This is a genomic window from Lactiplantibacillus sp. B652, assembly GCF_023806745.1.
Lineage (GTDB): Bacteria > Bacillota > Bacilli > Lactobacillales > Lactobacillaceae > Lactiplantibacillus > Lactiplantibacillus pentosus.
Window position 1 is genome coordinate 21,400 of the sequence record NZ_JAMSKY010000006.1, and the last position, 12,575, is coordinate 33,974.

Genomic DNA, 12,575 nt, shown 5'->3' on the forward strand with positions numbered 1-12,575 from the left:
TGGTTAGTGAAAGACCAGTATTTAAGACGTGGGCTTCGGCTTAAATCTGTGTCCACCACGTTACGGCCATTGACCAGAATGCCTGGAAGCCGGCCTAGGATGTCTCCACAACAGCAAGTTTACGCTAAGTCGCACTTTTTCCAGCGGGTCTCAGCTGGTAGCACTTGAACTTAGAACTTGTCATGATTTAACCATGAATCATGACAAATTAACTAGCACAATGCGTAACTTTCGTTAAATGTGGATTTGATGAGAATGGCGTTGAGCTATCCAACTAATCGGTGTCCTGTATTAACTAATGAATCAGGTTAACTAATTGGATCGATTGTGACCATCACGGTATCGCCAATTTCCTTGTGCAGGGTCTGACGAATATCTTTGCGCATGCCGAGGATGTAGCAGATGCTGCCGTCGGGATTCTTTACGCCCATGTTGACGATTGACCCGTCGTAAGGCACGCCATCAAAGGTCGCATGGACTTTCAACCGCCCCTTGCCAAAGACGGCACGGAGATCAAATGGGCACGCCACGTAGGCACCACCCTTACCAATCGTGGCGGCTTGGATTTGGGCTTCAAAACGATAATTTGGCATGAAATGGACACTCCTTTAGTCGATTGAGATAAACAATAACTACCAATACAATTAGAATTCCTTTTTATTATAGAAGAGAACGGGTCCAGAATAAAGCGTCGCTACTAATGATTATTAAGTGATTAAATGAATAAACGCAATATAAACCCTGTATATGATTAATATCGAAAAATAATTGTGAAAAAATACAATTATCGTACTAAATTAGCTTGCGGTTAGGAGAATATAAACCTTATAATAAAGTTGCTTTTAGTAAATAAAAAAAGGGTGTTTATATGAATTTCAAATCTCAGAACCCGATTGATGTCAGTCAATCGCAACGTTTTAAGCTTTACAAGTCAGGCAAACTTTGGCTTGTTGCTGGCTTAACCTTCTTCTCATTTTTGGGTGGGTCCGTAGTTAGCAGCACCAATGTCCATGCCGACGCAACGCCAGTAGCTAATGCCAAGACGACTAGTGACAGCTCTAGCGCAGCAACTAGCACGGCTTCAAGTGCCGCAACGAGTGCTGCTGCTAGCGATGCCACGACTAAGGCGACGAATGCGTCATCAACAACAACGACGCAAGCCACTAGTGCTGCAACAACCAAGACCACTGATCAAGCTTCAGCAGCTTCTTCCAGTGCCGCTACCAGTTCAGCAACTAGCACGGCCGCTTCGTCTGAATCATCAGTGAAGACTGCCACTAGTGCTTCTTCAACGGCCACGAGTCAAGCAACGAGCCAAGCAACCAGCACGGCTACAACCAAGGCTTCAAGTGCCGCAACTAGTCAAGCAACGAGCACCGCTGCAACCAAGGCTTCAAGTACCGCAACTAGCCAAGCTACTAGTGTTGCCAGCAGCACTGCAACTAGTGTTGCTTCAAGTACGGCAGCTGTTAAAGCTGTTGCAGCATCCAGCACGGTAAGTAGCGCCGCAACCACGACTAAGAAGACGACTGCAAAAGTTGCTGCCGTTGCTTATTCTGCTGCAACCACATCGACCGACATTTGGACGATTGGGGATACAACGCGTCCACGGGTTGACGTTGTCGATGTTGCCTCATATCAGAGTGAAATGACGCAATCTGATTACAATAAGTTAAAAGCAGCTGGCGTTAAGACGGTCATCGTCAAGTCCACTCAAGGAGACAGTTACACCAATCCAGCTGCATTGAACCAAGCTAAAATGGCGAACAAAGCTGGTTTGAACGTTGACTTCTATCACTATGCGACTTTCAATACGTCGACTGAAGCTAAGTCAGAAGCAACCAACATGGCTAGTTTCTTAGTTAAGAACAACGTTTCAACCAAAGTGCTATTATTCGCTGATATGGAAGATAGCTCAACGTACACGGTCAATGCCGAAGCAAACTTGAATGCGTTCTGGTCAACGTTAAATTCATATGGTTACACGAACCATGGTGTTTATACTTCAAACACGTACTTATATCGGGATGCCGTTATTAGAACCGTTGGAACATCACGCGTTTGGCGGGCACAATATCCATACACGCCTTCTGCCAACAATTTGTGGAACACTGGTGATGGGGCATGGCAGTTCTCTGACACTGCATTATTACCATCTGGTTCTGACTACACCGGTTACATTGATGTCAGCATCGACTACAATGGTTTAACTGAAGACAGTGCCGGCACGAACACGTTTGTCACGACGACGGCCAGCGACGATACGGTCACTAGCAACACGTCGACGGATACGAGTTCCACGACGACGAACAACAATACGAGCTCGTCAACTAGCAGCAATACCAGCACCAGCACATCAACCAGCAAAACGACGGTTAAGAAGGCTTCTGGTTGGTATACCTTTACTAAGAACACGGCCATCAAGAGTGCCGCTAGCGATTCTGCTAAGACGGTCGGCACTTATAGCAAGGGCAACCGGGTTTATTACAATGCCAAGGTAACGACGAATGGCGAAACTTGGCTCCGGTACTTAAGCTATAGTGGTGCTGAACACTATGTCAAGATCAGTAGTGCAGCCAAGACTACAAAGCCAAGCACGAGCTCAAGTTCAAGCAAGACGGTCACGAAAGCCGAAACTGGCACGTACAAGTTTACTAAGACCACGGCCATCAAAGGTTCAGCTAATGATTCAGCCAAGACCTTAGGCAACTACTACAAAGGTGACACTGTTTATTACAATGCCAAAGTGACTAAGAATGGCGAAACTTGGCTCCGTTACTTGAGTTATAGCGGTGCACAACACTACGTCAAGATTAGCTCTGCTGCTAAGGCAACTACGACTAACAAGACCACGAGTTCAAGCTCAAGCAAGACGGTCACGAAGGTTGAATCTGGTGCTTACAAGTTCACCAAGACGACGGCTATCAAGGGCTCAACTAGTGATTCCGCTAAGACCTTAGGCAACTACTACAAGGGCGACACCGTTTATTACAATGCGAAGATCACGAAGAACGGTCAGACTTGGTTACGTTACTTAAGTTACAGTGGTACGCAACACTACGTTAAAATCAGTGGCGCTGCCGCAACGACGACAAGCACCAACAAGTCAACGTCAACGAGTGCCAAGACGGTCGCTCAAAGTGGCACGTACAAGTTTACGAAGACCACGACCATCAAGTCATCCGCAAGTGACAGCGCAAGCACGGTCGGCACGTATTACAAAGGCAATACGGTCAACTACAACGCCAAAGTAACTGCTAATGGCCAGACTTGGCTTCGTTACACGAGTTACAGTGGTGCCCAACACTACGTTAAAATCAGTGGTGGGGCCGCAACGACGACTAGTGCTGCCAAAGCAACTAGCGCCACTGGAACTTACACGTTCAAGACGACGACCAACATCCGGACTGCACCTAGTTTGAGTGCTTCAGTCGTTGGCCAATACTACACTGGCGAATCAGTCTACTACATCGGCAAAGTTTCAGCTGATGGTTACCAATGGCTGAAATACGTCTCAAACTCTGGTGCTTACCACTACACTGCAGTGGTTGACTAAGCTAGTTTGAGTCGACGTTAAATTCGGGAGAATCCAATTCGATTGTGAATTGGGTTCTTTTTTTGCGTGGGGGCGACAAACTGCAGGAGGGATAAAGGATTAAGAGCAGAATAGAATCGATTAAATTATCGGAAATTAGAATGGCAAGCAAAGTTAGGTTAATTAATGATGCTGACTAATCGCATCTTAATTGGGGAACAACCACAATTGCTATTTATATCGATTGCAAGTGATAAGGAGGCTGTCGTATCTTAAAGAGAAACTATTTTTCTTTTTTAAAATTAAAAAAGATATTTACTTCTAATTCGTTTTCGTGTATGCTGATTCATGAAAGGAGTTAATAAAATGAACATTACAAGTATTCATCATCAATTAATTGTGTCATGTCAAGCATTAGAAAACGAACCATTACACAGCAGCTTTATTATGGGGCGCATGGCAGTTGCCGCTAAGGAAGGCGGTGCCAAAGGAATCAGGGCTAATTCAGTTGCAGATATTCAAGAAATTGAAAAGCAGGTAGATTTACCGATTATTGGTATTATCAAACGTGATTACCAAGACTCTGAGATTTATATTACTGCTACCAAAAGGGAAGTTGATGAATTAGTTACGGGAACTCATGCCGCAATAATTGCGACTGATGCAACTAAACGGATTCGACCTCATCACGAAGATCTGAAGGATTTGGTCGAGCAGATTCATGCTGCCGGTAGACTAGCAATGGCGGATATTTCAAATTTCGAAGAGGGTGTTAATGCAAGTAAAATTGGTTTTGATCTCATCTCGACAACGATGTCTGGCTACACACCATATACATCGAAACGAGATACACCAGACTTTAAGTTGCTTGCACAATTATCACAAGCTGTTACTACACCAATTATTTTAGAAGGACATACCTATGAGCCTGCCCATGTCACACGCGCCTTTGAAATGGGTGCTTACTCAGCTGTAGTCGGTGGTGCGATTACTCGGCCTCAACAGATTACTCAACGATATACACAAGAAATCAATAAATTCAATCAAATTGGAAATTAGGTAATCAAATTGAAAAAACTTTTAGTATGTGATTTAGATGGGACCTTGTTGGATAAGAATAATAACATTGATGACTATAGCTTGAAGATGCTCAAAAAGTTTATCGATGCGGGAAATGATTTTAGTGTTTGCACAGGCCGCTTAGATGCGGATATCAAATATATCGAAAAATTATTAGGCGTAAATGGCGCTTATCGGATTAGTCAAAACGGCGCTGTTATTTATGATAGGACAGATGAAATTGTAAGCGCTTTAACTATTCCTGATCGACTTCTCCCAACGATTAATGATGTGGTGTTCAATCGGGGATTGAGAGTAGAAGTATCAACAAGTACTAACCGCTACTTTCCATCTCCACGTGATGCAAACCAAGTAGCTGAATTTGTGGATACATCGATTGTTGAACCAAGATTAGCAGCGAATGTTTTACACCCTAGTTTTCATGCCGTGAATTATTTGATTTTTGGCGATAACCAATCTTTTCAACCGATTATTACGGAGTTGCATGAAAAACTAGATAACTTAGTGAATGTTCAGCAGACGAGCCCAAGCTCGCTTGAAATATTTTCACCCGAGGCTTCCAAAGGTATCGCCGTTAAAAAACTGATTACGCAGCAAGGTTATTCTAAAAGTCAGGTCTATGTTGCTGGTGATGCGGAGAATGACATAACGATGTTTCCGCTGACAGTTCATAATTTTGCTGTTGGCAATTTAGCAAGTACTGCCACGATTGCGGCAGCCAATAAACATGTTGCAAATATAGGTGATTTAATCAACTCGATGGGAGCAGAACTGTAATGAAAAAAATAGTTTTTATTCCGCTTGATGAACGTCCGTGTAATCTTGAGTATCCTTTACGTTTATTCAAGAACAGAGATGACATAACAGTTGTTTGTCCGCCGAAGTCAATTTTAGGTAAAAAAAAGATTCCAGCTAATATTGAACAGGTGCGAAAATTTATTGTTGATCAAATTAGTGGGGCGGATATTCTCATCTTTGCTACTGAAATGCTAGCGTATGGTGGTTTATTACCATCGCGAATATATAGTGTAACAGATTCTGAGGCGAAAGTTGCAGCCTATCGAGACTATGTTATTCAACTAAAGAAAATTAATCCCCAACTAGTTATTCTGGCCTCTAACTTAATTATGCGTACGCCACGTTATAGTAGCAATGACGAAGAGCCGGATTACTACGGTGAATATGGCGCAAAGATATTCAGATACGGTTGGCTGATTGACCAAAAGAAGAGGGAGGTATTATCGCCAGCTGAATTGAATGAACTTGAGACTATTAAGAAGACTGTTCCTCAAACGTATATCTATGATTATGAACAAAGGCGAGCTGCCAATCTCAAAATTAATATGGCTAATATGACGCTTGTTAAAAGTAAAGTTATTGATTACTTGGCAATACCGCAAGATGATAGTGCACCTTATGGTTACACGGCTATGGACCAAACAGTAGTTTACTCGGCGATTAAGCAAAATCGATTACAGAATAGAGTTGGAACCTATCCGGGTGCTGATGAGACTGGGTATACGCTACTCGCACGTGCGGTTCAGATTGTTAACAAACGACAATACAAAATTTATCCGTTTTTTGCCAGTGCGGTTGGGCAGTTACAAATTCCACTTTATGAAGATCGTCCAATGGTTGAAAGTGTAAAATCCCATATTTTATCAGCGGGCGCAGAGATTGCTGCTACACCAACTACGGCAGATATTATTCTAGCAGTAAATACACCAGGTAAAAAAATGATTGAGGCGCGTGAACAATTAACCAATCCCGATGTAACGTATGACACGTTCAGAAATTTACGAGCATTTGTTTCAGAGATTAGTAGTTACCTTGCAACTGGTAAGCTAGTTACAGTTGCTGACAGTGCATATGCTAATGGGGGTGATTTAGAACTGATTAGCATGTTGGATGAACAGAATTTGCTCAATCAGATTGATGTTTATCGAGCCTGGAATACGAATTGTAATACAGTGGGAAGTGCAATTGGAAGTACTATCATTCAGTTTGATTTGCCACAAGAGATTCGTTTTCAGGAGCTAATTAATAATTTAATTGATGATGTTTTTTATCAAACGATTGTTAGAAAAATGATAACGGATGATTATTTACCGAAATATAATATGACTTATTTTGATTTAAAGGGTGATGCTGATCAAGTTGCTACACAAGCTGAAGAACTCTTGCATAAGTCTACAGCTAGGTATTTAAGAAAGACACTGACGGGGATGTCTAATTATCAGATTGGTATTGAATTCCCCTGGAATCGAATGTTTGAAGTGAACTGTCAGCTCAATAGTATGGAGGATTAGACAATGATGGAAAACAAAGATAAAAATCGCTTTGTTCAGGCGTTACTTTTGGGAGCTAATAAATTTGCCGCTCAAAAGCACATCATGGCGATTCGGGATGGCTTCATTACGCTGATGCCTGCAACAATTATTGCCTCATTTTGGGTCTTAATAAACAATTTGGTTCTTGGTACTAATGGGCTACTTGGCAAATACGCTTGGGCAGCAAAACTTACAGCTGTTGGTAATCAAGTTTATAATGCCATGATGGGGATATTAGCGATTCTGATTGCGTTCACAATTGGTGAAAGGCTTGCTCGTGCGTATGGTGATGAAGATACAATTTTTGCCGGTGTTTTCGGTGTGATTAGTTTCTTTATTATGTTACCAGCCACGTTGTCTGTTGCAACACTCAAAGGTAAGACAGTGGATGTTGCAGCTATCTTTTCACAAAATGAAACAAGCGCGACTGGTATGTTCCTAGCAATGATTGCAAGTTTATTGGGTGTAACGTTACTTTGTAAATTCAATAAAAACAAACATCTCCGAATTAAGATGCCCGATTCAGTTCCACCTGCCTTGGCAAAATCTTTTAATGTTTTAATTCCAGCATTTATCGTGTCATTCATCCTAGCACTAATTGAATTTATTGTGGAAATTGGACTATCAGCTAATATTCCAGATTTGATTGTTAAATTCTTCCAGGCACCATTGGTTGGCGGTTTTCAAACTTTGTTTGGCGTTCTGACATATGTTTTCTTAAGTAATCTATTATGGGCATTTGGCCTACATGGTACCTTTATTCTTGGATCAGTTGGTGAACCGATTTTGTTAACATCACTACAACAAAATATGGATGCACTCAAACAAGGGATTTCCCTGCCAAACATTGTCACAAAGCCCTTTTTAGATGCCTTTGCATGGTGTGGTGGGGGTGGGATGCTTCTCTGCTTAATCCTGGCTGTCCTAATTGCCTCGAAACGTGATGACTATCGTACAATCGCAAAAATCGGGCTTGTGCCGTCTTTCTTCAATGTTAGTGAACCAATTATGTTTGGTATGCCAGTTATTTTCAATCCTGTACTTGGCATCCCATTGATTATTACGCCTATGGTGACAACAACGATCGCCTACTTTGCAACTGCTGCTGGGTTGGTTGCGCGTACCTCTGTCTTAACCCCATGGACAACGCCAACCATTATTTCTGGGTATCTTTCTACTAATGGTGATTGGCGTGCATCAGTCTTGCAAATTATTTTAATTGCAATCGGAACACTCATCTATCTTCCATTTGTTCGATTTGCTAATCGGATGCAAGAAGTATAGGTATTAAAGTGATATAATTTACCTTTAGTAAGCTAAAGGAGAAATTATATGGATGTTTTGACGACTATCAACGGCTTTTATCCTTCATTAACGAAAGCTGAGCAAAAAATCGCTCAATATGTTTTGGTCAACTCAGAGGATGTTGAGCAATTTTCTATCAATGAGCTTGCTGAAAAGGCTGAAGTTGCTGAAACGACAATAATTAGATTTTGTCGAAAATTACATTTCAAAGGTTATCAAGATTTTAAACTAAATTTAGCAAGAGACATGGCCGCCGAACAGGTTCGTAAAGAAGACAGTGCGGAAGGCTCAAATCTAATAACACAAGAATACATTGATTATTTAAAAAAATTTAGCCAGTCGATTAATCAGGCAAAGTTACATGAAGCCGTCAACTTAATTGATCACGCTCATCAGATTTGTATTTTTGGTACTGGAACTTCTGGAATTGTTGGCACATATTTGAAGTCACGATTAATGCGATTAGGAATTTCAGTTATTTTTGATACAGACGTTCATCTTCAAGCCATCAATACGGCTATCTTGCAAAAAGATGATATTGTAATTGCAATTTCGGCTAGCGGAAATACGATTGATGTATTACAGAATGTTGAGCTTGCAAGACACTTTCAAACTAAAGTCATTGCAATTTCTAATTATTTGAATTCTAAGTTGTCAGAGATCAGTGATATTAATCTTGTTCCTCCTGCAGGGAGTGGTCGTGATGGCTCTGAGCTGTTACCGGTCATGGGACAATTAACGGTAATTGATCTTCTTTGTCAAAAGTTGACCGAAGCGAATCCTGAACGTATCCGTTTGATGAAAGAACGGGTCAATGAGGTTTTGATTAATCGAATCGAGTAAAAAAATAACAATGATTTGGCAAAGTGAAAACTAAAAAAGCACCAATTTTAGAAGCATCGATTTTATGAGACAGACTATGTTGTTGACGAATCAGCAGTTTATCGTTAATTCAATAAAAACTCCTAATGTGGAAGGCTACCATAATGATGGCCTTCCGCATTAGGAGTTTTATTTTGCCAAGTGAAATCAAAACCTTTTTTGTGTCTCCACGATAATTTCATAAGCGAGCGTCAACCGTGCCATGACCAACTAGCGCGTCACCTAAATTCGTGTCTATAAAACAACCAAACCACCAGCACCGTTATCATAGTCCGGCTTCTGCGCAGTCACGACTAGTTTTTCATTAACGAAGGCGTTCAAGCCTAGGCTGCTGAGTTCGCGGCCGTAACCGGAACCTTTGACACCACCGAATGGCAGTTCTGGCAGTGAACTGAGGAAGGTGTTGACGAAGACCATCCCAGTTTCGATTTGTTGGGCAACTTGCTTGCCGTGAGCAGCGGTACCAGCGAAGACGATGCCACCTAAGCCTAATTCAGAGTTGTTGGCGAGGTCGATGGCGGCTTGTTCAGAGTCGACCTTGAAGACTTGTGCCACGGGACCAAACATTTCTTCATAGAAGACCGGGTTATCCTGGTCAATATCCGTCAAAATCGTTGGCTGGAAGAACTGACCAGGCAGGTCGATAGGTTGATTGCCATAGACCACAGTTGCGCCACCATCAACGGCTCGGTCAACTTGCGCTTGTAACTTTTCCTTAGCACGCTTGGAGTTCATTGGCGCTAAGGTCGTTTTTGGATCCATTGGGTCGCCAGGGACCATCTTTTCAAAGCGCTCTTTGAGTTTGGCAACAAAGGCATCGTAAATGTCTGCGGCGACGATAAAGCGTTTGGATGATGTGCAGACTTGTCCAGCATTATAGAGCCGCACACGCCAAGCCAAGTTGACTGCTTCGTCAACATCCGCATCCGCCAGCACAACGAACGCATCGGAACCGCCTAATTCCATCGAGCTCTTTTTGAGGTTGGCGCCGGCTGCCTTAGCAACGGCTTGCCCACCACGTTTGGATCCAGTGAGGGCGACCCCTTGAATCCGTGGGTCGGCGATGATATCACTGACCTGATCGTAGTTGAGGAAGAGGTTAGTTAAACTACCAGCGGGAGCGCCGGCTTCGTTGACGATTTTTTCAAACGCAGCTGCAGAACCAGGCGTGTTGGAAGCGTGCTTCAAAATCATCGGGTTACCGACCATAAAGTTCGGGGCAAATACCCGCATGATTTGATAGTAAGGGAAGTTCCATGGTTCCACTAACATCAGGACACCCGTTGCTTGTTTCTCAATTTCAGCATCGCCGGTTGCGATGGTACTGATGGGGGTTGGCGCTAATAATTCTGCCCCGTGGTCTGCGTAGTAATCTGCAATCATGGCGCAGAGTTCAACTTCGCCTTGGGATTCCGTTAATAGTTTACCCATGTCGATCGTCGCGATTTTAGCGAGTTCGTCTTTGTGTTCACGCAGACTAGCCGCGATCTTGTGGAGGGTGGCTGCGCGCGAGGTGACGGGTTCTTGCCGCCACTGCTTGTAGAGGGCGTGGCCGGTTGCCAGCGCCTGTTCGATTTGGTCAGCGGTCGCGTTATCGTAAGTCTTAACGACTTCGTTGGTATAAGGATTGGTTGTTTGATAAGCCATATAAAATTCCTCCTGAGTGGATTGATTTTGTAAGCGGTTAATCTGCGATGGTATTCGAATGGTAACCGCCTTCACTATTGTACGCTACCACAAATGTACGTACAAAGTCAGCTAATACGACTTGACCGGGAATGGTGTGGGTCGCATTCAAATCTGCGTACAACCCATCTGGATCACGCTGATAGCGGCTAGTTTGAACGAGCGCCTGGGCAATTTCGACGGAAACACCGTGGTTTGTCAAGTTAGCTTGATATTGGGCATCACTGATTTGGACCCACTGCAAATCAGGCATATCGAGGGCTTTTCGTAAGGCAGCCACGAACTGGTCGCCGGTAAACGTATCGCTGAAGGCGTATTTGACGGTCACGCCAGCGGGGGTCGCCGTGAGCAGTGGCAAGACGATGCGGGCGATGTCTTCAGGCGCGACGTATTTTTGCGGCACGTTCGCGGGGATATTGCTATAAATCGCGTGGTCGGCTTTGATTGTCGCAAGATTGCTGAAGAGGTTGGCGTAGAAACCAGTTGGCCGGACGAAGGCTAAATTGACCTGTTGTAACTGGCGCAATTCAGTTTCAATCAAATTATAGGCGTGCAGGGAGCCGGCAACTTCGCCAGCATCCGCGCCAATACTGCTCAAATTAACGACGTTGTGCACGCCGGCAGCCTCGATGGCGTGTTTCCAAATCTGCGCTTGTGCCACGGCACTCTGGAACAAATCGTCACCGGTGCTGCCGGATAACATGAGATAGACCACATCTTGGCCCGTGAAAGTTCTGGTCAAAAAATCACCGTCAGTCATGGTACCGATGGCGGCGTGAGCGCCCAATGCTTCGATGGTGGCCTGACGTTCAGGGTTGGTCGAGATGACGGTAACCTCGTGGCCGGCCTGAATGAGTTGGGGAACGACGATTCGATTGATGTGACCTAGTGAACCTAACATTGCAATTTTCATAAGTTTAAAACCTCGCTGAATTTATTTTTAAAGATAAATCTATCTTTTTAACAGGTCTAATCATAAAAGATAGTTCTATCTTTGTCAAGCTTGAAAAAGATATTCTTATCTTTTATACTAGTGACATGAAGAAAAAAGATATGAACAAACAAGCAAAAATTCAAGATGCCGTGGCCGCAATCATCTTGGCTGAAGGCCCGGCTGGCGTGTCCACGACGAAGGTCGCCAAGCGCGTCGGCATTGCCCAATCCAATGTTTATTTGTACTTTAAAAATAAACAGGCACTGATCGATAGTGTCTATGCGCGCGAAACGAGTCGTATTCTGAGTACGACGGATATTGCACGCTTAAGCGACGCCACGATTGACTTGCCGACGCGCATTCGGTTATACGTTCAGCAAGTCTATGATTATTCGCTCGCGCATCCGGACAGCCTGACCATCATGCAGCAGATCAAAGCGCTCAACGGGCAGCCGATGACGGTGTTGCCCGGCGTGGCCGACCCCAACAATATCGTGGTCAAATTATTAACGGCGGCCGTTGATGCACAAGTCATCAAGCCACTGCCGGTCAGTCTCCACATGGGGGTAGTGTTCTCAACGATTCATACCCATACGACCAACATTAGTCAGGGACGCTATTCTGCAACACAGTACAGTTTTGACGATATTTTTCAGCTGATTTGGGATGCGATGAAGCGCGACTAGACTTTAATTTTTAATCAATGCGGCCTGCTGGGAGTCGATGATGACTATCAGCGGGCCGCGTTTGTTTTGGATTGTGGGTGACAAAATATGGGCGCGTTGTCCGTTTTATCAGGTTGGCTGGTCAGTGAAAATGGGCG

General features: G+C 43.7%; 10 protein-coding genes. 7 read left to right on the forward strand and 3 right to left on the reverse strand.

Going from position 1 to position 12,575, the window contains the following annotated elements:
• Positions 1 to 308 precede the first annotated feature (308 nt).
• Positions 309 to 593 carry a DUF1905 domain-containing protein gene (locus MZO40_RS08645; protein WP_050339772.1) on the reverse strand — a complete coding sequence of 95 codons (285 nt, stop codon included), beginning with the start codon at positions 591 to 593 and terminating at the stop codon, positions 309 to 311.
• Positions 594 to 868: 275 nt separating this feature from the next.
• On the opposite strand from MZO40_RS08645, the gene MZO40_RS08650 reads away from it, so the two are divergent.
• The 6 genes from MZO40_RS08650 (at position 869) to MZO40_RS08675 (ending at position 9,093) form a co-directional block, all read left to right on the forward strand.
• On the forward strand, positions 869 to 3,556 hold the full coding sequence (locus MZO40_RS08650; RefSeq protein ID WP_105961739.1) for an SH3 domain-containing protein: 2,688 nt from the start codon (positions 869 to 871) through the stop codon (positions 3,554 to 3,556).
• Between the two features lie 345 nt (positions 3,557 to 3,901).
• Positions 3,902 to 4,594 carry an N-acetylmannosamine-6-phosphate 2-epimerase gene (locus MZO40_RS08655; RefSeq protein WP_105961738.1) on the forward strand — a complete coding sequence of 231 codons (693 nt, stop codon included), beginning with the start codon at positions 3,902 to 3,904 and terminating at the stop codon, positions 4,592 to 4,594.
• A 9-nt stretch (positions 4,595 to 4,603) separates the two neighbouring features.
• Entirely contained in the window at positions 4,604 to 5,392 is a 789-nt protein-coding gene (locus tag MZO40_RS08660; protein ID WP_225366910.1) for a Cof-type HAD-IIB family hydrolase, read from the forward strand.
• Complete coding sequence (locus tag MZO40_RS08665) at positions 5,392 to 6,924, forward strand: DUF4127 family protein (RefSeq protein WP_122217829.1); 1,533 nt, start codon at positions 5,392 to 5,394, stop codon at positions 6,922 to 6,924. Before MZO40_RS08660 ends, MZO40_RS08665 begins: the two co-directional genes overlap by 1 nt.
• Before the next feature lie 3 nt (positions 6,925 to 6,927).
• Entirely contained in the window at positions 6,928 to 8,229 is a 1,302-nt protein-coding gene (locus MZO40_RS08670; RefSeq protein ID WP_225366909.1) for a PTS sugar transporter subunit IIC, read from the forward strand.
• A 48-nt stretch (positions 8,230 to 8,277) separates the two neighbouring features.
• Positions 8,278 to 9,093: a MurR/RpiR family transcriptional regulator gene (locus tag MZO40_RS08675; protein ID WP_105919681.1), complete on the forward strand. Its 816-nt coding sequence runs from the start codon at positions 8,278 to 8,280 to the stop codon at positions 9,091 to 9,093.
• A 273-nt stretch (positions 9,094 to 9,366) separates the two neighbouring features.
• Here the strand turns inward: MZO40_RS08675 and MZO40_RS08680 are convergent, their stop codons facing one another.
• Together MZO40_RS08680 and MZO40_RS08685 are read right to left on the reverse strand one after the other, a co-directional pair.
• Positions 9,367 to 10,779: an NAD-dependent succinate-semialdehyde dehydrogenase gene (locus MZO40_RS08680; protein ID WP_050340086.1), complete on the reverse strand. Its 1,413-nt coding sequence runs from the start codon at positions 10,777 to 10,779 to the stop codon at positions 9,367 to 9,369.
• 37 nt (positions 10,780 to 10,816) lie between these two features.
• Entirely contained in the window at positions 10,817 to 11,731 is a 915-nt protein-coding gene (locus MZO40_RS08685) for an SDR family oxidoreductase (RefSeq protein ID WP_105961376.1), read from the reverse strand.
• 125 nt (positions 11,732 to 11,856) lie between these two features.
• Between MZO40_RS08685 and MZO40_RS08690 the strand changes: the two genes are divergently transcribed.
• The gene (locus MZO40_RS08690; RefSeq protein WP_105961375.1) at positions 11,857 to 12,438 is read left to right on the forward strand and encodes a TetR/AcrR family transcriptional regulator; all 582 of its coding nucleotides are present in this window, start codon (positions 11,857 to 11,859) and stop codon (positions 12,436 to 12,438) included.
• Positions 12,439 to 12,575 lie beyond the last annotated feature (137 nt).